This is a genomic window from Microseira wollei NIES-4236 (genome assembly GCF_020521235.1).
GTDB lineage: Bacteria > Cyanobacteriota > Cyanobacteriia > Cyanobacteriales > Aerosakkonemataceae > Microseira > Microseira wollei.
The window spans coordinates 23,602-44,557 of sequence record NZ_BLAY01000024.1 but is presented as its reverse complement, the minus strand read 5'-3'; the positions used below and the strand labels follow the sequence as shown (position 1 = coordinate 44,557).

Here is a 20,956-nt window from a genome sequence, read left to right as displayed (position 1 = left end):
CAACATGGAACGGGTGAAAAAAGTTGAAATCATCACGAATACTTTAGAACTGGGAAAAGTTCTGGATATTCTAGAAAAGGTCGGTGTTTCTGGTTACACGATCGTCAAAGACGTGACAGGGAAAGGTGACCGTGGCGAAGTACTCGACGATCTAGAAACCGAAGCACTCACCAACGGGTACGTCCTCAGTGTTTGCACGGAAGAGCAAGAGCATCAATTAGTAGAAGCCATCAGACCCATTCTCAAAAAATATGGCGGTGTCTGTCTGGTTTCCGATGCCAAGTGGATCGAACATTAGGCGGATTTTGCAGTCCGTAAAGAAACCCGGTGTCTTGTAAAAATCTTGCCCATAAAGAAACCGGGTTTCTAAATTCCAGATTTTGCAGCAGAGGTGTTATTCATCCCCCCCGACTGGGAATACTCTATTCAGGAGTATGAACTTGCCAACTCAACCTTAATGCTAAGGAGGAGTGATTACCCATGCCAATGAAACGCTTAATTCAAGGTTTGAATGAGTTCCATGACAACTATTTCAGCACCCACCGAGAGTTGTTTGAGCAACTAACTCACGGTCAAGCGCCTGATGTACTCTTCATCACTTGTTCTGACTCGCGAATTGACCCGAATTTGCTCACACAAACTCAGCCTGGTGAACTATTTATCATTCGCAATGTGGGAAATATCATTCCTCCCTACGGCGGACTCAATAGTGGTGAAGGCGCTGGGATTGAATATGCCGTGTACGCTTTGGGTATCAAGGAGATTATTATCTGCGGTCATACCCACTGCGGTGCGATGAAAGGATTGTTGCAACTGAACAAACTTTCGGAAGAGATGCCTTTGGTTTATGATTGGTTGAAGTGTTATGCAGAGGCTACCCGCCGCTTGGTCAAGGACAACTACAAAGATTACGACCCGGAAAAACTTTTGAAGCTCACCATCGAGCAAAATATTTTGACTCAGATCGAAAATCTGGAGACTTATCCAGTCATTCGTTCTAAAATGCATAGTGGTGAACTTAATCTTCATGCCTGGATTTACGAGATTGAAACGGGAGAAATTTTAGCTTACAATGCCGATGTAGCGAAATTTACCCCCCTGGAAAAAGGGCCATTCCCCGTGCCAAATCCTTTGGCTGCATTGCACTGAACATAAACGCAAGGTTATGCCTTGTCGCCCTTACGCAAGGCATAACCTGCCAAATCCTAAAAACAAATTACGGTTCATTTGAAAATTGGTCATGAAAGCTTCTTTTTCTAATAAAACCACCGATGATGCACCAAATAAAGTCAATGGCTCATTGTCCTCTAGTTACCAATGGTTTTTGCAAACACCAGAGCGAGCGATCGAGCAAGCATACAAGGCAGCATTGAGAATTAAGTCGATCGAAGAGGAACACTTTGGTGGCAATAAAATATCTGCCGATTCAGTTGATTACGGTGAAAATGTGATGGATTATTGGCAAGAGCAGCTTGCCAAAAATTTAAATAATGCCAAGCTAAGAATTGCCGAATATAAGGCGAGTCGTTTAGTTATTAGCACCGCCAATCCGGTTATTTTAGAAAAGCTAGCTTTCATCGATGAGGTGCTAGCTAAGTACGAGTCTGACAAGAGTAGTTCTAAGGCGTTAGTGCCATTTTCTAATGCCGTGCAACTCGTAGAACAAAAATTAGCAGACGATGAGTCAGATCCAGAAAACAATAAAGTTGATGGCATCTCTGATAAAACAGGAGTATTTCCAAGGTCGATCGGGAGAACGATTAGTAGAATCAAAACCGAACTAAACCCGAAGTCTGAGGAAGAAGTTGTTAAAAAGTTTCGTAACTCAAGCCGGAAAACCAAAACGGCGATTGGGTTTGTCATCATTTTAATTATTGTTCCTGTCTTAACGCAGCAGGTTTCCAAACAATTTCTAGTTAGTTTGCTGGTGGAACGTTTCCGAGGTGAAAGTGAAGTTCCCATTTTTATCAATAGCGAAATGAAAGAAGAAGCGCTGCGGGAGTTGCAAAGTTTTGAAGAAGAACTTAAGTTTGATAGTTTAATTAAGGGGAGTCCTCAAATTGCTCCGGAAGTACTGTCAGAGCGAGTGAGGGAAAAGGCGAAAGAAATTGCTGAAGAATTCCAGCATAAAAGTCGCGACGCAATCGGCAATATTTTTGCAGATTTGCTGGCGCTTGGTGCTTTGGCTGCGGTCATCGTGACGAACCAAAAAGGAATCATCGCTTTGAAGTCTTTTATTGATGACATTGTGTATGGTTTGAGCGACAGCGCTAAGGCTTTTATTATTATTTTGTTTACCGATGTCTTTGTGGGATTCCACTCACCCCATGGCTGGGAAGTTGTGCTGGAAGGATTGGCGAATCATTTGGGAATTGCGGCAAATAAAAGTGCGATATCCCTATTTATTGCAACGGTTCCGGTGTTTTTAGATAAGGTGTTTAAGTATTGGATATTCCGCTATTTGAGTCGGATTTCTCCTTCAGCGGTGGCGACGCTGAGAAATATGAATGAGTAATCTGCTATGTAAGCGTGGGGCGGGAGCATGTCAGGAATGCAAATCTGCACCAACACCCTGAAGGGTGCGGCTATACAAACGAAGCCCGCTTTAGCGGGCTAAAGCTTTTAAAGCCTGTCTTCGCAGGCTTTGTTTGTGTAGCGACACCATGCGCGGGTGTCGGCTACAAAGTTGACATGCTCCCGCCTGGGGCGGGCGAATCTGCCCACCCCACCAGAGATGTGAAATTCTGGTGGGGTGGGCGCCTGGGGCGGGCGAATCTGCCCACCCCACCAGAGATCTGAAATTCTTGTGGGGTGGGCGTCCCGCCCGCCCCGCGTTCAGTTTATACTCACGGTAGCCGGGACGAAACCCAACCTACTTTGCTGGTAGGCGGACTTGGAAACAACTGCCAATTCCTAATTCGCTGGTGACGGTAATTGTACCGCCGTGATTTTGGGCGATCGCACAAGCAATAGCTAACCCCAATCCCGATCCCCCATTCCAGTAAGATCGCGATTTCTCCGCACGCCAAAACCGCTCAAATACCCGTTCGAGATGTTCTGGTGCAATTCCCACACCCGTATCTTCAATTTTGACAGAAAGTTGCGAACCAACGCGCTTGGCTTTGATTTCAACTACACCCCCCGATTCCGTATAGTGAAGTGCATTTTCAATCAAATTGCTAAACAATCGCACGAGTTGAACTGCATCGCCTTGCAAGTACAAATTTTCACTGAAACTAATTTTTAAATCGATTTGTTTGGCTTCTGCTTGCGGTTTATGCAATTGCACCAAATTTGTCAAAATTTCGGTTAATTTAACCCGCTCCCAATTGCGATTGGGAACTGTGTCGGTGCGTGCTAAAAATAGTAGGTCTTCGGTGAGGCGAGACATTTGATTGGTGGCGGATGCGATCGCGCTAAATTTCTCTCGATCCCCCTGTCGCATTCCTTCAGGATATTTCAGCGCTACCGCTGCATTGCTTTTAATAGCCATTAGAGGCGATCGCAGTTCGTGGGAAGCATCCGCAGTAAACTGTTTTAGTCTTTGAAAACTCTCTTCAATTGGCTTCATTGCTTGTCTCGTCAGCCAAATTCCACCCACTCCACTCAACACCAACGCCACAATAATTCCACCGCCTAACCCCCAGTCTAATTTCTCTTGCGTTGCATCTAATTCTTCTAAAGATTGACTCGCTCTCACATACCCGACCAATTTTTTTTCATCGCTGCTAATCAGCGGTACAGTCACGCCTTGGATGCGAACTTTACCAACGGTTTCCATTTGTACGGTTTGATGGGTTAAAATCGGCGAAGTTAAAACCGTTTTTCCTTGTTGCGCGATTAAGCGACCTTTAGCATCAAACCACTGCAAGGCTTGATGGCGCATGATTAAATCTTTTGATTCTACCTTGTTTTTGATTTTTAAATGACCAAAATTAATCTCGGCATTAACCGCCGCACCTTCTGCTAAAGCCATTAATTTTTCATTCATTTGTTGGCTTAAACTGCGAGCGAAGTTCACCCGCACTGCAATGGCAAATGTTCCGAGAATCGATGCAAATACTACAAGGTAAGATAACAGCAAATAATACTGAGTTCTCTGAAACACTATTTTCTGTAATTTGGCGTAAGTTTCCCTCAATTGCTCGACAGACAATAACCAACCCCGTATACTGTTTTGATAAAGTCTTCTGGACTTCCGGCTGCTCTTAACTTTTTCCTTAAGTTTGTCAAGTGCGTTTTGACTGTTTCTTCCCCAGATAATTTATCAATCTCCCACAGTTTATTGAGAATTTCCGAGCGAGCTATAACTTGATTTGGCTTTCTTAAAAAGCATTCTATTATCATATACTCTTTGGGAGTTAATGACAAGTTTTTTCCCCCATAAGTCACCTGGTGCGTGCTGGGGTCGAGTTCTAAATACCCATAGCTTAAAATCGGAGGTTTGATTTCTGGAACTCTGCGAGATAAAGCTCTAATTCTGGCTGATAATTCTTCTAAATCAAACGGCTTGACTAAATAATCATCTGCCCCCGCATCAAGTCCAATTACTTTATCACCCGTTGTATCTCGCGCTGTTAGCATTAATATTAAAGCGTTGATTTTTTGGGCGCGCAAACGCTTGCACAGGGTAATTCCATCTAATTTAGGCAACATCAAATCTAACAAAATGATATCGTAATTCGCGGCCTCGGCATACTCCCATCCCTTGATGCCATCTGCTGCTATATCTACGACGTGATGCTGATACTTTAAATCTTCCGCTAAGGGTTTGGCAATTCGGTCATCGTCTTCTACTATCAAGATTCTCATAGGCAATGGGTAATCGGTAATAGGTAATGGGTAATTGCCATACGCTATTCTCTACTTACTAACACAAATCCTCGCGTTTTACCCGAAACTGAATCCTGGGTTGCCATTGCTTGCCAGAGTTCTTCTGTTTTGACCCAGACTGGGGGATATTTGTAGCGGGAAACGTCTAGGATGAGGAAGCGATCGCTTGCTTCATTATATGCAGCAATAGGAGAAATATGACCGCCTCTTTCTTGACCAATGCTTCGGCGTAAATAGTTGATTAAAACAAAATTTCCCGGTTGTTTTAAATTCTCTACAGCTAATCGGCGAAATTCTGCTAAACTCGTGTCTGAAGCATGATAAACCTTGACTTTTGTCCTGTAACTTGCTAATAATTGCCCCAACTCTTCTCAGGTTATCCCTTGACGAGAAACCCTTTCAGGTGTAATGACTTGTCTTGTTCTTTCGTTATTAAAAAAGTTCTCTTGCGTAAAGACGCGATCAGGCCCAAATTCCGGTGATTCGGGTGCGGGAACGGATAAAGCATTTAACACCATCACCATGCTGGCAACTCCACAAAACGCTTGGTTTCTTTGGGTGATAAATTGCATACTGAGAGGCCAGTAGTCTTGTCGAGATTGGCTTTCAATTAACAATTTTTCGCCTTCGGGAGAGTTGAATGGTATTAGGTTTTGGGGAAGAGAAAGTGTTTGGGCAATGACACTTCCACCCGCGATGCAGAGGGCGAAAATAAATGTTTTTATACTCAGATTTTGCACCAGTTGCTAACCGAGGCAGAGCCTCGTTGCTTTCGTACCCAGGCAAGAGCCTGGGTACGAGATCTGGGAGGATCTGCCTCGCTTTGCGAGGGGTTTGATTGCAGGATGTTTCATAGATTTACTCTAATTTTTTACTAAACCTTTAGACTTGAGAAACTGTTGTGCGACCTGTTTAACATCTTTGCCTTCTGCATCAACTTGGTAATTTAAGTTCTGCATATCTTTTTCAGTAATAATTCCACCGAGTTGTTGCAGTGCTTGACGCAATTGGGGATATTTTTCTACAGTCTGTTTCCGGACGATGGGGACTGCATAGTAGGGTGGAAAGTATTGCTTATCATCTTTCAGCACTACCAAGTCCAAACGTTCAATTAATCCGTCTGTGGAGGCGCCAGCAATCAAATCCACTTGTCTTTCTTTTATGGCGCGGTACATTAATCCTAAATCCATGACGCGGGGGGGTTCGGAAAAGCGCAAACCGTAGGTTTTTGCGAGTCCGGAAAATCCATCTTTCCGTTCGATGAATTCGTAGCCAAATCCAGCTTTCCATTCAGGAGCTTTCTGCGCCGCTTGGGAGAGAGTTTTGATATTTTCTTTCCGGGCATCTTCGCCGCGAATGAGCATCGCAAAGGTATTGTTAAATCCCAGGGGTTCGGTTAACTCTAATTGGAATTGCTTCGCGTAGGCTTGTTTGACTTCCTGGTAAACTTGTTGGGAATTAGAGATAGGCGGTTTTTTCAAGATGGCGGTAAAAGCCGTTCCCGTATACTCGACGTAAACATCAATTTCGCCAGCAACAATAGCTTGATGGCAGACAAATGTACCGCCTAAGTTGAGGCGGCGTTCAACTTTGAGATTTGTATTCGCTTCGATATGCTGGGCGAGGATTTCTGCCAAAATCAGTTGTTCGGTAAAGTTTTTTGAACCAATGACGATTTGGTTCTGCAAACGAGTATTGCAGGCTGCGATCGCAACCATCAAACTAAAGCAAATCAGACACAGCGCCAAAAATCTTCTTTTCTTCATCTTTTGTTATTCCTTCCCACGGTTGGTGTTAGCAGCCGTTCAACGAAGCCCAAGGTAAAATCTACCACTAATGCCATCAGTGCAGCTGGAATTGCACCCAACAAAATTAACTGACCGTTGACCGTCGCCAGTCCCCTAAAGATAAATTCTCCCAGACCACCGGCACCTATGGCAGCGGAAATAGTTGCCAGACCAATAGCGATGACGGTGGCGACGCGGATGCCTGCTAAAATGACACCGAAGGCTAGCGGGATTTCTACTTGCCACAACAGCTGCTGTGAAGTCATTCCCATACCGCGTCCTGCTTCCCGGATAGCTGGGTCAACATTGGCAATTCCAGTGTAAGTATTGCGGATAATCGGCAATAATGCATACAAAGTCAGCGCTATAATTGCCGTCCACTCGCCAATCCCGCTAATGGGAATCAAAAACCCAAATAATGCCAAACTCGGTACTGTTTGCATGATGTTGGCAAAACCTAACACCAGTTGGCTAAATTCTGGCTTTCGGGTAATTAAAATACCCAAGGGGATACCCACTAAAATGGCAATGCCTGTAGAAATGCCGACTAGAAACATGTGTTCTAATGTCAGTTGAATTATTTCATCGCGATATTGAAGTAGGAAGTCAATTGTCATTGCTAATTGTTAATTGCTAATTGCTAATTGCTAATTGCTAATTGCTAATAGTTTAAATGCCATTAGCCATTAGCCATTAGCCATTAGCTATTTTTTTCTACTTTTATTGTTGCCAAGGTTGAAGACATTGCATAAAGGCGCGGACTTCTGGTTCTGGCGATCGCATAAACTCCGATGGCGTTCCTAATGCTACCAATTGTCCTGCTTGCATTAAACCAATTCTAGAGGCGAGGATAAATGCTTCTTGGATATCGTGGGTGACAAATATCACAGTTTTTCCCAATTTTTGTTGCAATTGGCGGAATTCTCGCTGAATTTCAATCCGGGTGATCGGGTCAAGTGCGCCGAAAGGTTCGTCCATTAAAAGTATAGGTGGATCGGCGGCGATCGCTCGCGCCACCCCCACCCGCTGGCGCTGTCCGCCTGATAGTTCGTGGGGATACCGTTTGGCAAATTGTTTGGGATCGAGTCCCACGAGTTGCAATAGTTCAAAGACGCGGGTGGTGATGCGATCGCGGGTCCATCCCTCTAAACTTGGCACTAATCCTACATTACGCTCAACGGTGAAATGAGGAAATAAACCAATTTCTTGAATCACATAACCAATGTGCCTTCGCAGTCGAATCGCCTTCCATTCAACTGTAGGAATTCCTTCTACCAGCACTTTCCCTGTAGTTGGGGTGAGAAGGTGATTAATTAGCTTCATGGTAGTCGTTTTGCCGCTACCGCTGCGTCCCAGTAATACCAAAATTTCGCCCCTTTTGATGGTAAAGTTTAGATTGCTTACCAGAGGACGGCGATTTAGGCAATAGGTTACATTGCGGAATTCGACAGCGATTGCGTTATCTGGTTGCATAATGAATTCTGGGCGTAGGCATGAATTTACTATATACGCAAGTTGCTAGTGATAACTATCATGGGTTTAAAAATTGCTAATCGCTAATTGCTAATTGCTAGTGGGAATATTTTCGAGATACACCATCAGCCATTAGCCATTAGCCATTAGCCATTAGCCATTAGCCATTAGCAGCCCTAAAAAGGTAACTATCAACTTAGGTTATATTTGAAATGGGTAGATATTTAGGAGAGAAGTTATGAAAGCAATCGCTACCACCGTTATCGTTACCGCTGATGGCAAAATTACGCTGCAATTACCCCCAGATATTCCCCCCGGCGAACATCAGGTAGTATTAGTCATTGATGAACAACCGCAGAAAAAGGAAAAGCGTCCACCGCTCGATTTTCCTACGATTAGCGTTGGATCTTGGCCTGCTGACCTTTCCTTAAGACGTGAGGATATGTATGATGACTGGGGACGATAATTCTGTATTTCTCGACACGAACGTTCTTGTATATGCCAGCATTCCTGAGTCGCCGTTGCACTTAGTGGCGCTAAATGCGATTCAGGTTCGCGAACAAGCGGGGATTGAATTGTGGGTAAGCAGACAAGTATTGCCGGAATACTTGGCAACTCTGACTCGTCCCCAAGTTTTCACCGAACCCATACCAATTGCAACTGTTATTGCAGAGGTTCGTTTTTTCTTAAATCGTTTTCGCGTCGCAGAAGATAACCCCCAGGTGACGGAAAGGCTGTTAACTCTAATGGAGCAAATTCCTATAGGAGGTAGGCAGGTACACGATGGGAATATTGTGGCGACGATGCTAGTTTATGGAATTAGCCGATTGCTGACTAATAATGTTGATGATTTCAACCGCTTTGCGGAATTCATTACAGTTTTGCCGCTGGTACAATCGATGATTTAATAAACTAATGCCGCGTACTCCTACATTAACTTTTGACCGAGGTACTTTAATTCTCCACCCACCGCCACGAGGCAAAAGCTGGGTGGAATTCGCCACTTGGGATGACAGAGTGGAAAAATTCCGCATTCTTGCCATTCACTATCGTCCTTTGGTGGAAGCATTGCAAGGGGAAGGAATTAATTTTATCGATGAAGCAAAGGAATTTGAACCGCTAAAACTCGTCCCCAGTTTGGAAATGGAACCCTACCCGCATCAAAGCGAGGCGCTAGCTGCTTGGAAGCTGGCGGGAAGGAAAGGGGTAGTAGTTCTTCCCACTGCGGCGGGTAAAACTTATTTGGCACAATTGGCGCTGCAAGCAACGCCGCGCAGTAGTTTAATTGTGGTGCCAACTTTGGATTTAATGCATCAGTGGTATGCTCATTTATTGGCGGCTTTTCCCGATGCGGAAATTGGGTTATTGGGAGGAGGTTCGCGGGATAAAAGTTCTATTCTTGTTGCTACTTATGATAGTGCGGCAATTCATGCGGAAACCTTGGGAAATCGCTATGCGCTGTTAATTTTTGATGAGTGTCACCATCTACCAACGGAATTTTATCGCGCGATCGCGGAGTATGCGATCGCTCCCTATCGTCTCGGACTCTCCGCTACTCCAGAACGCTCTGATGGCAAGCATTCTGAGCTTAATAGGTTAATCGGCGTCGAGGTTTATCGCAAGAAAGCTGAGGAATTGGCAGGGCAGGCGCTAGCGACTCACGAGATTATTCCGATTAAGGTTAAGCTATCGCAAATCGAGCGCGAGCGCTACAACAAACTAATCGAAATTCGCAATGATTTTCTCAAGTCAGAAAAGATTAAATTGGGAAGTCTCGATGGGTGGCGCAGATTTGTCATGGTCAGTGCTAGATCTCCTGCTGGAAGGCGAGCAATGTTAGCCCATAGAGAAGCACGAGAAATTGCTGTGGGTACTGATGGCAAAATGCGCGTACTCGCCGATTTGTTGGCGGAACATTATCCGGAACGGATGCTAATATTTACGACGGATAATGCAACGGTTTATCGCATTTCTCAAGAGTTGTTAATTCCCGCGATTACCCATCAAACCCCTGTGAAGGAACGCCATGAAATTTTAACCAAGTTTCGGGAGGGGGAATACAATACTTTGGTTGCTTCTCACGTTTTAAATGAAGGGGTGGATGTTCCGGCGGCGAGTATTGCAATTATTTTATCGGGGACTGGTTCGCCGCGGGAATACATTCAAAGATTGGGGCGAATTTTGCGTAAAAGTCAGGATAAGAATAAGCGAGCAATTTTGTATGAGGTGGTAGCGGAGGATACGAGTGAGGAGGGAACTTCGCAGCGGCGTCGAGGGGTGGAAAAGAATGAACCGCGAAGACGCAAAGAGCGCGAAGGAAGAGAGGAGAAGAAGTATCGGCAGTTGGAGATTGTGCCGTCTGAACCGATTTATGGAGTTGGTAAGCAAAGTGGTTATAAGGCTGCTGATTCGAAGTCGTCAGGGGGATACAATGTCTCTGAAGATTCCAGCGAGGCAGATCCTCCCGCTTCTAGTTCCCAGGCTGAGCCTGGGAACGAATACTAGGAGGCTCTGCCTCCAATATCCCAACGAGTACTAGGAGGCAGAGCCTCCAATATCCCAACAAGTAAGCGAGGCAGAGCCTCCCGCTTCTAGTTCCCAGGCTGAGCCTGGGAACGAATACTAGTGGGCTGCTGCCTCCAATATCTCCAATATCCCAGAATCAAATTCAATCTAAAATTACGATGTTACCCAGTGATTTGCTAATACACCGGCAAAATGGAGAGTCAATCGTTCCGAAGCACCTGAAGATTGATGACCGGAATTTGGAAATAGCTACGGATTTAATTACTTGTTTTCAAGATGCGGTTGGTAAAACTCAAGGGGAACTAGACAGTCAGCTTTTAGAGTTGGAAGGCGATAGTCCAGATTATCGCTTAAAGCGGGGATTGGCTCATCTTTTGAAGGGTGGTTTTTGTACGTTTGAAGTTGTTAGTCCCCTGGAACCCCAGGAGTTGCGTCAGCGCGTGTTTGCCCTATCTGCTAAATCGGTTCCTAATCCTTTGGCGTCTCAAAGAATACTGAGCAATTTAGCAGAGCAATTGAGTCAAGAACTCCAGCGGGAAGTTCTGCTTCAAGACATTAAAACTGGTTTATATGCCGATTTACAAGAAAATCGTATTTTAACACAATTTGAAACTCCTTCGCCTGAAGATTTGTTGCATCGTTATAATCTCTCGCAAGTGCAGGGAATTTTTTATCGTGCCAGTCAAATTACGCTCAATGCTCACCGCAATGTTCCGGGGGAATATAAGCTTTTGTTTCGCTATCTTAAGTTGTTTCAATTGATGGCTTATATTGAAGGCGATGCTGACCACGGGTTTACAATTGCGATTGATGGCCCGACAAGTTTGTTTAAACCTAGTACGAGGTATGGGTTGGCTATAGCTAAACTTCTCCCCGCTTTATTACACGTGACAAAATGGAGTCTTCACGCAACTCTACAAATCCGCGATTTTTACACTAACAAGGAAAAGATTGGGCGGTTTAGTCTCGATTCTAATTGCGGTTTAGTATCTCATTATCCACCGGGTAAGCCTTATGACAGCATGATTGAAGAGTCGTTTGCAAATAGGTGGGATTCGCTTAAAAGTGAGTGGGTATTAGAAAGAGAAGTTGACTTAATTCCCATTCCTGGTAGCGTGATGATTCCGGATTTTCGCCTAGTTCATCCCGATGGCAGGTCGTTTTTATTGGAAATAATCGGTTACTGGCGTCCGCAATATTTGCAAAAGAAGTTTGCTCAAGTTCGTCGCGCTGGTTGCGATAATTTGATTTTGGCTATTTCTGAACGATTAAATTTAGAAAAAGCTGGCGTCAAGGTGAGCGATACGCCAGCAAGAATTGTGTGGTTTAAGGATAAGCTTTTACCTAAAGCAGTGTTAGAGGTGCTAAAATAAAACAGCAGAATCCCATTTAATTAGGGGAGTCCTATGGTAGTCCAAACAGAAAAGCGTTACTACACTCCCGCAGAGTATCTGGAGTTGGAAGAAAAAGCTGAATACAAAAGTGAATACCGCGATGGAGAAATTATCCAGATGACAGGTGGAACGACGAATCACAATAAAATTGCTGGAAATTTTTACAAGAGATTTCCATTGACAGTACAAGGTCAAGATTATGACATATACATCGGCGATGTAAAGTTGTGGCTGCCTCAGTATCGCCTCTATACTTACCCTGATGTGATGGTCGTCAAAGGTGAACCTGTCTATGAGGGAACTGGTACAACAACGATTACCAATCCCTGTTTGATTGTTGAAGTATTATCAAAGTCAACTAAAGATTATGACAAAACAGATAAGTTTAAATATTACCGCTCAATTCCGGAGTTGCAGGAATATATTTTAATTGACCAGTATAGTTTTTCCGTGGAACAATATGCTAAGCGAGCAGCAGGTGAATGGATTTTTAAAGAGTATGAAGGAGAAGATGCAGTTTTAGTACTGGATTCTATTGAGTTTCAGATCGGTTTTCGCGAGATTTATGCGCGGGTTAATTTTGAAGTGGCAGAAGAATAAGTGAATAAACCTCTGAAATAATTTGAGTGCAGATACACAAAAAATTAGGTAAACATTGGAGGTAGAGATGTCTGTGCAGTTACTGAGGCGGAAGTTTACAGTTGAGCAATACCAGAAAATGGTAGAGTCAGGTATCATCGCTGAAGGTGAGCGAGTAGAACTCATCCGAGGAGAGATTATTGAGATGGCGGCGATTGGTAGAAGACATGCTGCTGGTGTCAATCGATTGGTCAGATTATTTACTCAACTTCTTGGCGATCGCGCAATACTTTCTCCCCAAAACCCAGTTGAATTAGATGACAATTCTGCACCACAACCAGATATAGCATTGCTTCATCCTCGTTCGGACTTTTATGAGGCGGGACATCCTCAACCCCAGGACATTTTTTTATTAGTAGAAGTAGCAGATACAACCGTTGAAACTGACCGAGAAGTAAAAATTCCTCTTTATGCCGAACAAGGTATTGTTGAAGTTTGGCTAGTAGATATTAACGCTCAATGCGTTGAAGTTTATCGCGAACCAACACCTACAGGTTACAAGAATATCCAGAAGTTTCAGCGGGGTCAAAATTTAGTAATTCAAACTTTTCCAGATATTAATATTACAATCGAGCAAATTTTGGGATAGAGCAAGACAATCCTTGTCTTTTGTTAAGTTAATGCTAATTTTTCGCCCTATCTTCCCCCGTAGGCAAGAATCAACATTATCCTTGTATATAACTTTAGGTAGGTCTATCGATTTATTAGCATCAAACAATATTATTGGCGTCCTGCCCCTACATCAATCGGAGGGGTTGATTTGTTTTAATTTCAACACATTAGGGTTATGATTATCTCAAATAGTCGAAAATTAGCACTAAAAGTGATTAATGTCTTTAATTTACCTTGATGTTTGCTGTTTGAATCGTCCATTTGACGATCTGACTCAAGAACGAATACGTTTGGAAGCTGAAGCTGTCCTCCTGATTATAGAGCGGTGTCAGAGTGGCAGATTAAATTTATTAGGCAGTGAAGCGCTCGATTTTGAGATTGCCAGAATTGCTGATGTGGTTAGAAGACAAAAAGTTTTATCCCTAATTTCTCTAGCAGCGTCTAGAATACAGATAAGTGAGGAGATTGCAAGCCGAGCTAGGGATTTACAGGAGTATGGTTTTCATCCCCTGGATTCTCTGCATTTAGCCTGTGCAGAAGCAGGCAATGCTGATATATTTTTGACAACTGATGACCGACTATTACGGCGAGCTATTAGAAATAGAGATATTCTCCGAGTAACTTCGGCAAATCCAGTTTTATGGTTGATGGAGACAACTGATGATGGAGACTTCTAAGATGAGTCCAGCACAAATTAGGCAGCAAGGTTTGGATGCTTTAGTTAAGGCTTTAGGGCCAGTAGGTATGGTACGCTTTCTCCACCAGTTTGATATGGGTAGTGGTGATTATACAAAAGAGCGATCGCAATGGTTAGCAAGTCTGACTCTTGAAGATATCCTTGATGAAATTAGCCAGAAAAGGGTTAGCTAGCCAGATAATGAAGCTGGGTGACTATTTCTGGCTTCATCGTCGCTGTTATAATAGTTGACGGGTTCTGAGGAACAGAAAAATAATGTTGGTGACAACTGATAATTATTAGTAGAAGTTTAGCTAAAAAAAGATGAATCAATCCTTAAAAAATTATCCCCGTCGCCGAGGCAGAGTTTTTCCCGAATATAATCTTTCACCCGAAGAACTAGCCAAACGCCAAACGGAAATTGATGTGTTTTGTCAGCGCTGTAAAGTTATTTGGCACAAAGCCTGCCCAGAATTAATCAAAGACCATTACAACTGGTTTATGATGATTGAGCCAGAAAGTGGGGATTATTTCATCGATACTGATGAAATCGCTGCCGAACAAAAAGCTCGTCAGAAGTATCCGCATGGGATGCTGGGAACGTTTCGGCTGAATGAAACGGGAGCCTGTGGCCTGATATGATTTTGGGAAGATTTGGCGAGATAGGAGAGTTATTGTTTGATATTGATTTAATAGGCGCTAATGAAGAAATTTTACCCGTTGAGGCACTATTAGATACCGGATTTACAAGCGGATGGTTAGCACTGGATCTTCAAGATGCAGAAGCATTAGGCTGGACTTTAATTGAACGAAGACGAGTGATGCGGACGGCTCAAGGTGAAACGTTTTTTGCTCTCTATCAAGGGAGGGTGATAATTGGGGAAGAAGAATTTACGATTCCCGTTCATGCGCGAGTTGGTGTTCAAGAAATTTTGTTAGGGTTGCAGTGGTTAAGAACGCAGCGGTTAGTGGTAGATTTTCCACAAGGATTGCTAACTTTAGAACTGTCGCCTTCATCCTGATTTAGTAAGTTGGGTTTCGTTCCCTCAACTCAAACTACGCTCTGCTACCGTAGTTGAGTATTGGAAATATCCTGCGATCGCATCAGATCTCATTTTAAGTGCTGCACTCAATGGGTATTGCTCGCACACCCTACGCAATATCTTCGTTAATCAGAAGGACTTTCGCAAAAGTTCTAGTGTTGTGTGCAATGCCTACCCCACGTGCCTTGGATAAACTTTTCCAAAGTATAAAATTGCTACTTTATGTCACACTCTACAATTCTGGATATGTATTCGTTGCGTGCCTTATTGTCGCGCCCAGAATTATACGTTACTGCTACCGGGAGTTGTCCCTTTGGAGCACTAAGGTCATAGGTAAGGTTGTTTATATCTGCAAAAACCAGTGTAACTACCCCCGGTTTTGTTTCTACCCAACCCCAACCGACGCGCATGATGAACTTACCCATATCACTGTTTACATCACTCGATTGCCAAATGTGCCTCTGTACGCTTAAGCCGAAGTGTCTTTTGCTGTAATTTACCCAGAGATTGTCGATGTAGCTTAAGTCTCCACAGTTAATTTTTTTAAAATCTTCTCCTCTGAGCGAACCTTCTTTCTGTCTGCCAGCTAATTCCACCATCTTTCGAGCAGTTTCGTTATCAGCCTCTTTCCACTTTGCCCCTGATAGAAGCTCTTTTAGTCGCTCGTAGCCCGATTTAGCTTGCATTGTCTGCCTATAGATTTCAAATCCTGCTAACCCAATTAGAATAATTGTACCAACGACAAGAAATTTGTTTCTGGCGTGGGCAATCTTTGCGAACAGCGATCGAGGGTTTGATGCAGATGGTCGAGTGTAGTCTACTCTCTGTTTAGCTCTGAGATCTTCGGTTATGGATTCTTTAGATGTAGATTTTTTAGTTGGGTTGCTTTCGACAGCAGAGATTGTCCGCTCATTCGTCCCGGCAGCTTTGGTTTCAACAGGAACTGACTTAGTTTGAGGTGCATCTCCCTCGGTAGGAGTAGATGCTCTCCCAGGAATAATTTTCGCTTCAATCGGTGCTACATCTTCATCTTTAAGAGCCAAAATCTTCTGTAAATCTCTCAATTCATTAAGTGTATATTCGGTGAGAGGAAATTCTTGCTGAACTGCCACAGTTAAAGTTTGCTCATACTGCTCTAGCTTCCGCCTGTACTCTTGATAGGGCTGCAAAACTTCAGTTTCAATAGCAGCCGTCTCTTCAGGTTGTAACCCCAAATTATTCCTCAAAGCAGCCAATATTCTGCGCCCAACAACTGAAATCTCACCGCGACTGGCATAACGTTCAGCCTCCTTACGATACCTCACCCTGGGGTCATCCTTGGGCGACTTTGCCAGCCGAATTCGATAGCCTTCCTCAACAGGATAGAACTTTGGCGTCATCGCTGGCGCTGCTTCTTGCACTTTGCTACTGGCATACTCGTGCAACTCATCAACGGAAATCCAACCATCCCCGTCTGTATCTGCTGCGCCTTTTTCAATCCCTTCTACCAGATAGCGGGTGTAGACTGCGAGTTCTGAGTCTTGTTCTTCAAAAGCATATTGGGTGGAAGTCGTCGCTGTGAGAATTGCCCGTCCTTTACCACCCAAGTATTCTTCTAAGTCTACGCTGGCATCATCTTTGGCGGTCAAGCCTTGAGCAAATGCGCCGCTAAAGCAACAGTCCAAAATCACAACTTGTCTTTGAGACTTGCTCTCATTCATACTTTCGTGCAGAAAACTGGCTGCTACTGCTGATGGCTTCACCAGCTTGCCATTGTCTTTGCGAGTGATACGGGTAGAAAGATACAGCTTGCCGCTTTCATCTTTCACCCCGTGACCAGAGAAGTAAAATAACAGCAAGTCATCCTTTTGGCTATCGGCAAAGAGGCGATAGATAGCTTCTTCTATCTCTTGCCGTTGGGGATTTTTCAGCACGGTAATATCCGCCTCGGCAAAGCCACCCATTTCTGGATGCGCCAAAACTCTCTTCATCGCCTCCACATCTTTTACAGCCGCCGGTAGCGGATTTAACCCAGGTTCGTACTCGCTGACCCCAATCAGCAATGCCACCTTTGCCATGCTGCCAGTCTACCCTTTGAGAAATTCCTGTGCTTTTTGATATGCGTAGTCAAACTCTGCTTGGCTGCTGGCTTCAACGTTCAGTTCTCTGCCATCAGGTGCTTTAACGCTTATTTTAATCGGTTGACCGCCTAAGCGATCGCCCAAAAACCCAAACAAAGCCTTGATATTGGCGACACTCACCTCTGCTTGTAACATTCCTAACAAAAAGCCTCCTAAAGCTTTTGAACCTTTGGGGGCTTCTTCAACTGGTACTAAATCTGCATCTTCGACCCCATCCACCTCTTTCATCTGGGGTAGTAAGTTCTCTACTTCTGCTTGTAATTCATCGTTGTCTAAATTCGGATCTTGCAGGGAAATGGTTATCTTAACGTTCGATGTGCTTGCCATGTAAATCTACTGAGTGCTGTTAATATTAGCGATACAATAAATTATTCTTTAAATCCGGTAAATCTCGATCGGATTTTATTCCCCAACATCGAACGCTGACCAGACGCCGACCGACGCCAACCGACCGACGCCGACCGACCGACGCCGACAGGCTGAAGCCTGTGGCTACACAAACAAAGTCCGCCTGCGCGGACTTATAGAAAATTGAGAATTTTCCAGCCTGCGGAGGCAGGCTTTGCTTGTGTAGCGACACCCTTAAGGGTGTAGGCTACGGATGAAAAATTGAGAATTTTCCAGCCTGCTACGCCTTGCTTTGCTTGTGTAGCCACACCCTTGAGGGTGTAGGCTACGGATAAAAAATTGAGAATTTTCCAGCCTGCGGAGGCAGGCTTTGCTTGTGTAGCCACACCCTTAAGGGTGTAGGCTACCAAGAATCAAAGATATCGCTGTAATACAGCAGCAGTTGCCTGTCCTGTTTTTGTCCAACTAAACTGTTTAGATCTGGCAATTCCAGCTTGACGCAAGTTATTTCGCACACTGCCATTTTCTACCACCACCCGCATCGCTTCGGTAATTTCTTCCACGTTATAAGGGTTAATTAAAATCGCCGCATCTCCTGCAACTTCTGGTAATGAAGAAAGATTGGAAGTAATCACGGGAGTACCGCAAGCCATTGCTTCTAAAACTGGCAAACCAAATCCTTCCCAAAGACTGGGAAAAACTAAAGCGATCGCGCGATTTATCAACACCGGCAATTCCCTATAAGCCACGTAATCCAAAAACTTTACATTCGTCAATTTTTTCTCTTCTACAAATGCTTTTATAATAGAAGTATAACGGCGATCGCTTGGCCCCGCAATCCACAATTCGTATTCCCTATAATTGGGTAAAGCCGCAAATGCCAAAATTAGTCTTTGCAAATTTTTATAATGGTCGTGTCTGCCTATATAAAGGAAATAATTGCTTGTCGGTAAATCTAAAAATCGAAAGTTATTGGCGTCGTGTGCGAGTAAAACAGGGGTAATTTTATTATAAGGTATATTGAAAAAATTAGTAATATCTTTTGCGGTTGATTCTGAATCGCAAATAATATGTTCTGATTGTTCTAAAACCCTGGGTACGTAGTAGCGAAAGTAGGCGGTTAAACGAGAAAATTTTACCGGGAAGCGGAGGGGAATTAAGTCGTGAACCGTAACTACGTAACGACAGCGAGAGAATAAAGGTGCTTCTGGAATCGGGGAAAATAATAGACGCGATCGCAGCTGATGACAAATTTGAGGTAGTCGCAACTGAGTCCAAGCTAAACGACGGATATGTCCTTTGGTTCCTTGGTCTGAACTGAGGTTGGTCGGAACGGGGTAACATTTATAAGGCGGGATAGATTGGGGAACCAATAAAGTTGGATTCAGTTGTTGTAGTTCTGGAAATATATTCATAGCATAAGTGGCTAACCCCGTAGGCTTAGCCGTCAAGCACGATAAATTTATTAACAGGGATTCCCCTATATCGGGTGTGGTCATAAGTATTTGGTTGAGATTGACGGGGAGATTCCTTCTACAAATTCCCCGCGTCTCCCCATCCCCGTGTCCCCGCGTCATATTTTGATCGCTCTCTCGCAATATTTCAAAACTCCTTTGATCTCACTCGTCGCTATTTTACGCTGAAAGGGTAGCGCAATCAGCGCCGATAAACTAATTCTCACAAGGCGGTACAATAAAACTAAGTGGCTGGCGTGCTTTTCCAGGGTCAATAAATAGCTATAAATGGTATGTTGGATTTTTAAGTTGATGTTTCTATTTGTAATCGAAGAAGGTTGGTGCATCACTTTAATTTTATCTGTTATAGCTATAATATGTCCCCCTTCGGCATAGCGCAGACAAAAATCGCAGTCTTCGTAGTACAAAAAGTAATCCGGGTCAAATTGCGGACACTCCTTAAATTGTTTGAGGTTAATCAGCAGACTGCATCCCGTTACCCATTGTGTATGTGCGTAGGGTTTTTCTGGTGAGGATATGGGTGTTTTTGTAGCAATGATTTCGCCATTTTTTCGGATAAATTCACCCCCACTAAACCAAATTTTCCCCGTCGGTTCGCCAACTATTGTCCCTAAAATTGATATGTCTGGATAAGTTGAAAAAAATTTTTTTGCTCGCCTCATATCATTATCTATAAAGTAAGCGTCTGGATTGATTATCCAGACGATTGCTTGCGGATCTTTGGCATAAATCCAATTTAATCCCCTGTTGCAGCCTCGACCAAAACCTAAATTTTCTCCCGATTCAATAATAATTATCTTGTCGGTTTTTAGATGATGAATGGCGGCATCATCGGCGGAATTATTGACTATAATAAATGTATAGTCGCCGCCATTGTTCGATTGAATCGATTGGATTAATTGGGCGATGGCATCGGTTGAGTAATAGTTAACGGTAACAAAGTAAATCACGCTAGCTCAATTTGGCTGTCATCTCCTATCATAAACCGCAATGCTTTCGGGCGCTGTGGGGCAACGGTTAACTGGGCGCGTTGTCCAATCACGCTATCGACAATTCGTTGATGAATCCCTACAACTTTAGCTCCTTGTAAAATCACGCTATGGTCTAAGTCAACATCAACCAGTTTAACTTGAGCGGCGATACTACTATAAGGGCCGATATAGCAGTTTTCGATATGGCAGTCGCTACCGATATTGACAGGGCCGCGAATCGTGCAATTAATTATTTTAGTTCCCGAACCAATTTGCACTCGTCCAATTACTTGACTTTTCTCGTCTACTTCACCTTTGATATCGGAGGTGAGACAGCAGGTGTCTAAGATAATGCGATTGGCTTCTAGCAGGTCATCTTTTTTACCTGTATCTAGCCACCAACCTTCTAATTGACAAGCTTCGACTCGTTTTTGTTGGTCAATTAAGTATTGAATCGCATCAGTAATTTCAAGTTCGCCACGGGGGGAGGGTTGAATATTAGCGATCGCATTGTGAATCGTGTTAGCAAAATAATAAATCCCCACCAGCGCCAGATTCGATGGGGGGACTTTGGGTTTTTCTATCAGTTGCAACACTCTTCCGTTTTCATCCACCGTTGCGACGCCAAACGCGGTAGGATTGGCAACTGGTCGCAGCAATATTAAAGCATCTACCGCTTCAGCGCTAAATTTCTCTAAAAATAAGCCCAAGTCGCTTTGAATCAGGTTATCGCCCAAATACATAATAAATGGGGAATCCCCTAAAAAAGGTTGGGCGACTTTAACGGCGTGGGCTAAACCAGCGGGTTGCTCTTGTAGGATATAAGTAATTTTGGCACCGAAGCGTTCGCCATTACCTGTTTTCGCTTTCACTTCCTCGCCAGTTTCAGGGCTGATAATAATCCCAATATCGGTAATTCCAGCAGCGACGATGCCTTCAATCCCATACCACAGAATCGGCTTATTGGCAACGGGAACTAATTGTTTTGCCCCAGTATAAGTCAGAGGGCGCAACCGCGTACCTTTACCGCCGGATAGAATCAGTGCTTTCATGTCAATT

24 protein-coding genes and 1 pseudogene are annotated in these 20,956 nt (G+C 43.8%); 13 read left to right on the top strand and 12 right to left on the bottom strand.

What is annotated here, in order from left to right:
- Nucleotides 1-4: 4 nt before the first annotated feature.
- The 3 genes from MiSe_RS10055 to MiSe_RS10045 all read left to right on the top strand — a co-directional run bounded on the left by MiSe_RS10055 (nt 5) and on the right by MiSe_RS10045 (nt 2,515).
- Nucleotides 5-298, top strand: coding sequence for a P-II family nitrogen regulator (locus MiSe_RS10055; RefSeq protein WP_226578289.1), 294 nt, complete (start codon nt 5-7; stop codon nt 296-298).
- 182 nt (nt 299-480) lie between these two features.
- The gene (locus tag MiSe_RS10050) at nt 481-1,149 is read left to right on the top strand and encodes a carbonic anhydrase (protein ID WP_373872772.1); all 669 of its coding nucleotides are present in this window, start codon (nt 481-483) and stop codon (nt 1,147-1,149) included.
- Nucleotides 1,150-1,240: 91 nt separating this feature from the next.
- A complete protein-coding gene (locus tag MiSe_RS10045; RefSeq protein WP_226578287.1) occupies nt 1,241-2,515 on the top strand; it encodes a proton extrusion protein PcxA in 1,275 nt (424 codons plus the stop codon).
- Nucleotides 2,516-2,872: 357 nt separating this feature from the next.
- Here MiSe_RS10045 and MiSe_RS10040 read toward each other — a convergent pair whose 3' ends face one another.
- From MiSe_RS10040 to MiSe_RS10015, 6 genes and pseudogenes are all read right to left on the bottom strand, one after another.
- Nucleotides 2,873-4,108: a HAMP domain-containing sensor histidine kinase gene (locus tag MiSe_RS10040; protein ID WP_444980478.1), complete on the bottom strand. Its 1,236-nt coding sequence runs from the start codon at nt 4,106-4,108 to the stop codon at nt 2,873-2,875.
- Nucleotides 4,109-4,137: 29 nt separating this feature from the next.
- Nucleotides 4,138-4,812, bottom strand: coding sequence for a response regulator transcription factor (locus tag MiSe_RS10035; protein ID WP_226578284.1), 675 nt, complete (start codon nt 4,810-4,812; stop codon nt 4,138-4,140).
- Between the two features lie 44 nt (nt 4,813-4,856).
- Nucleotides 4,857-5,573 (bottom strand): annotated as a pseudogene (locus MiSe_RS10030) (phytochelatin synthase family protein).
- A gap of 123 nt (nt 5,574-5,696) precedes the next feature.
- Nucleotides 5,697-6,599 (bottom strand): glycine betaine ABC transporter substrate-binding protein, encoded by a 903-nt coding sequence (locus tag MiSe_RS10025; protein ID WP_226578281.1) that lies wholly within the window; start codon nt 6,597-6,599, stop codon nt 5,697-5,699.
- On the bottom strand, nt 6,596-7,237 hold the full coding sequence (locus MiSe_RS10020; RefSeq protein ID WP_226578278.1) for an ABC transporter permease: 642 nt from the start codon (nt 7,235-7,237) through the stop codon (nt 6,596-6,598). The genes MiSe_RS10025 and MiSe_RS10020 overlap by 4 nt, the downstream gene beginning before the upstream one ends.
- A 103-nt stretch (nt 7,238-7,340) precedes the next feature.
- On the bottom strand, nt 7,341-8,093 hold the full coding sequence (locus MiSe_RS10015; protein WP_226578274.1) for an ATP-binding cassette domain-containing protein: 753 nt from the start codon (nt 8,091-8,093) through the stop codon (nt 7,341-7,343).
- A gap of 238 nt (nt 8,094-8,331) precedes the next feature.
- Between MiSe_RS10015 and MiSe_RS10010 the strand changes: the two genes are divergently transcribed.
- The 10 genes from MiSe_RS10010 to MiSe_RS09965 all read left to right on the top strand — a co-directional run bounded on the left by MiSe_RS10010 (nt 8,332) and on the right by MiSe_RS09965 (nt 14,962).
- Nucleotides 8,332-8,559, top strand: a complete 228-nt coding sequence (locus MiSe_RS10010; RefSeq protein WP_226578272.1) for a hypothetical protein — start codon at nt 8,332-8,334, stop codon at nt 8,557-8,559.
- Entirely contained in the window at nt 8,540-9,001 is a 462-nt protein-coding gene (locus MiSe_RS10005; RefSeq protein WP_226578269.1) for a type II toxin-antitoxin system VapC family toxin, read from the top strand. Before MiSe_RS10010 ends, MiSe_RS10005 begins: the two co-directional genes overlap by 20 nt.
- Nucleotides 9,002-9,008: 7 nt before the next feature.
- The gene (locus tag MiSe_RS10000; protein ID WP_226578266.1) at nt 9,009-10,598 is read left to right on the top strand and encodes a DEAD/DEAH box helicase; all 1,590 of its coding nucleotides are present in this window, start codon (nt 9,009-9,011) and stop codon (nt 10,596-10,598) included.
- Nucleotides 10,599-10,777: 179 nt separating this feature from the next.
- Nucleotides 10,778-11,992 carry a DUF790 family protein gene (locus MiSe_RS09995; protein WP_226578263.1) on the top strand — a complete coding sequence of 405 codons (1,215 nt, stop codon included), beginning with the start codon at nt 10,778-10,780 and terminating at the stop codon, nt 11,990-11,992.
- Nucleotides 11,993-12,025: 33 nt separating this feature from the next.
- Entirely contained in the window at nt 12,026-12,613 is a 588-nt protein-coding gene (locus MiSe_RS09990) for a Uma2 family endonuclease (RefSeq protein ID WP_226578260.1), read from the top strand.
- A 67-nt stretch (nt 12,614-12,680) separates the two neighbouring features.
- A complete protein-coding gene (locus tag MiSe_RS09985) occupies nt 12,681-13,241 on the top strand; it encodes a Uma2 family endonuclease (protein WP_226578257.1) in 561 nt (186 codons plus the stop codon).
- A gap of 241 nt (nt 13,242-13,482) precedes the next feature.
- Complete coding sequence (locus tag MiSe_RS09980) at nt 13,483-13,941, top strand: PIN domain-containing protein (protein ID WP_226578254.1); 459 nt, start codon at nt 13,483-13,485, stop codon at nt 13,939-13,941.
- 1 nt (nt 13,942) lies between these two features.
- Complete coding sequence (locus MiSe_RS09975) at nt 13,943-14,134, top strand: hypothetical protein (protein WP_226578251.1); 192 nt, start codon at nt 13,943-13,945, stop codon at nt 14,132-14,134.
- Between the two features lie 130 nt (nt 14,135-14,264).
- Nucleotides 14,265-14,582 (top strand): hypothetical protein, encoded by a 318-nt coding sequence (locus MiSe_RS09970; RefSeq protein ID WP_226578248.1) that lies wholly within the window; start codon nt 14,265-14,267, stop codon nt 14,580-14,582.
- Nucleotides 14,579-14,962: an aspartyl protease gene (locus MiSe_RS09965; RefSeq protein WP_226578245.1), complete on the top strand. Its 384-nt coding sequence runs from the start codon at nt 14,579-14,581 to the stop codon at nt 14,960-14,962. Before MiSe_RS09970 ends, MiSe_RS09965 begins: the two co-directional genes overlap by 4 nt.
- A gap of 236 nt (nt 14,963-15,198) precedes the next feature.
- On the opposite strand, the gene MiSe_RS09960 is transcribed toward MiSe_RS09965, so the two are convergent.
- The 6 genes from MiSe_RS09960 to MiSe_RS09935 form a co-directional block, all read right to left on the bottom strand.
- The gene (locus tag MiSe_RS09960; protein ID WP_226578243.1) at nt 15,199-17,040 is read right to left on the bottom strand and encodes a caspase, EACC1-associated type; all 1,842 of its coding nucleotides are present in this window, start codon (nt 17,038-17,040) and stop codon (nt 15,199-15,201) included.
- A 9-nt stretch (nt 17,041-17,049) separates the two neighbouring features.
- Nucleotides 17,050-17,430, bottom strand: a complete 381-nt coding sequence (locus MiSe_RS09955; protein ID WP_226578240.1) for a sugar ABC transporter permease — start codon at nt 17,428-17,430, stop codon at nt 17,050-17,052.
- A 194-nt stretch (nt 17,431-17,624) separates the two neighbouring features.
- Nucleotides 17,625-17,861 (bottom strand): hypothetical protein, encoded by a 237-nt coding sequence (locus MiSe_RS09950; RefSeq protein ID WP_226578238.1) that lies wholly within the window; start codon nt 17,859-17,861, stop codon nt 17,625-17,627.
- Between the two features lie 3 nt (nt 17,862-17,864).
- A complete protein-coding gene (locus MiSe_RS09945) occupies nt 17,865-18,950 on the bottom strand; it encodes a glycosyltransferase family 4 protein (RefSeq protein WP_444980477.1) in 1,086 nt (361 codons plus the stop codon).
- A 74-nt stretch (nt 18,951-19,024) separates the two neighbouring features.
- On the bottom strand, nt 19,025-19,876 hold the full coding sequence (locus MiSe_RS09940; protein WP_226578235.1) for a glycosyltransferase: 852 nt from the start codon (nt 19,874-19,876) through the stop codon (nt 19,025-19,027).
- On the bottom strand, nt 19,873-20,949 hold the full coding sequence (locus MiSe_RS09935; RefSeq protein ID WP_226578232.1) for a glucose-1-phosphate thymidylyltransferase: 1,077 nt from the start codon (nt 20,947-20,949) through the stop codon (nt 19,873-19,875). The genes MiSe_RS09940 and MiSe_RS09935 overlap by 4 nt, the downstream gene beginning before the upstream one ends.
- Between the last annotated feature and the right edge of the window lie 7 nt (nt 20,950-20,956).

Excerpts from the sequence above, each read along its gene's own strand:
- MiSe_RS09995 (WP_226578263.1), top strand. The coding sequence starts at position 10,778 with ATGTTACCCAGTGATTTGCTAATACACCGGCAAAATGGAGAGTCAATC.
- MiSe_RS10045 (WP_226578287.1), top strand. The coding sequence starts at position 1,241 with ATGAAAGCTTCTTTTTCTAATAAAACCACCGATGATGCACCAAATAAA.
- MiSe_RS10000 (WP_226578266.1), top strand. The coding sequence starts at position 9,009 with ATGCCGCGTACTCCTACATTAACTTTTGACCGAGGTACTTTAATTCTC.
- MiSe_RS09980 (WP_226578254.1), top strand. The coding sequence starts at position 13,483 with ATGTCTTTAATTTACCTTGATGTTTGCTGTTTGAATCGTCCATTTGAC.
- MiSe_RS10010 (WP_226578272.1), top strand. The coding sequence starts at position 8,332 with ATGAAAGCAATCGCTACCACCGTTATCGTTACCGCTGATGGCAAAATT.
- MiSe_RS10035 (WP_226578284.1), bottom strand. The coding sequence starts at position 4,812 with ATGAGAATCTTGATAGTAGAAGACGATGACCGAATTGCCAAACCCTTA.
- MiSe_RS10020 (WP_226578278.1), bottom strand. The coding sequence starts at position 7,237 with ATGACAATTGACTTCCTACTTCAATATCGCGATGAAATAATTCAACTG.
- MiSe_RS10050 (WP_373872772.1), top strand. The coding sequence starts at position 481 with ATGCCAATGAAACGCTTAATTCAAGGTTTGAATGAGTTCCATGACAAC.
- MiSe_RS09965 (WP_226578245.1), top strand. The coding sequence starts at position 14,579 with ATGATTTTGGGAAGATTTGGCGAGATAGGAGAGTTATTGTTTGATATT.
- MiSe_RS09935 (WP_226578232.1), bottom strand. The coding sequence starts at position 20,949 with ATGAAAGCACTGATTCTATCCGGCGGTAAAGGTACGCGGTTGCGCCCT.
- MiSe_RS09990 (WP_226578260.1), top strand. The coding sequence starts at position 12,026 with ATGGTAGTCCAAACAGAAAAGCGTTACTACACTCCCGCAGAGTATCTG.
- MiSe_RS09970 (WP_226578248.1), top strand. The coding sequence starts at position 14,265 with ATGAATCAATCCTTAAAAAATTATCCCCGTCGCCGAGGCAGAGTTTTT.
- MiSe_RS10005 (WP_226578269.1), top strand. The coding sequence starts at position 8,540 with ATGATGACTGGGGACGATAATTCTGTATTTCTCGACACGAACGTTCTT.
- MiSe_RS09985 (WP_226578257.1), top strand. The coding sequence starts at position 12,681 with ATGTCTGTGCAGTTACTGAGGCGGAAGTTTACAGTTGAGCAATACCAG.
- MiSe_RS09955 (WP_226578240.1), bottom strand. The coding sequence starts at position 17,430 with ATGGCAAGCACATCGAACGTTAAGATAACCATTTCCCTGCAAGATCCG.
- MiSe_RS09975 (WP_226578251.1), top strand. The coding sequence starts at position 13,943 with ATGAGTCCAGCACAAATTAGGCAGCAAGGTTTGGATGCTTTAGTTAAG.
- MiSe_RS10055 (WP_226578289.1), top strand. The coding sequence starts at position 5 with ATGGAACGGGTGAAAAAAGTTGAAATCATCACGAATACTTTAGAACTG.
- MiSe_RS10015 (WP_226578274.1), bottom strand. The coding sequence starts at position 8,093 with ATGCAACCAGATAACGCAATCGCTGTCGAATTCCGCAATGTAACCTAT.
- MiSe_RS09960 (WP_226578243.1), bottom strand. The coding sequence starts at position 17,040 with ATGGCAAAGGTGGCATTGCTGATTGGGGTCAGCGAGTACGAACCTGGG.
- MiSe_RS10025 (WP_226578281.1), bottom strand. The coding sequence starts at position 6,599 with ATGAAGAAAAGAAGATTTTTGGCGCTGTGTCTGATTTGCTTTAGTTTG.
- MiSe_RS09945 (WP_444980477.1), bottom strand. The coding sequence starts at position 18,950 with ATGACCACACCCGATATAGGGGAATCCCTGTTAATAAATTTATCGTGC.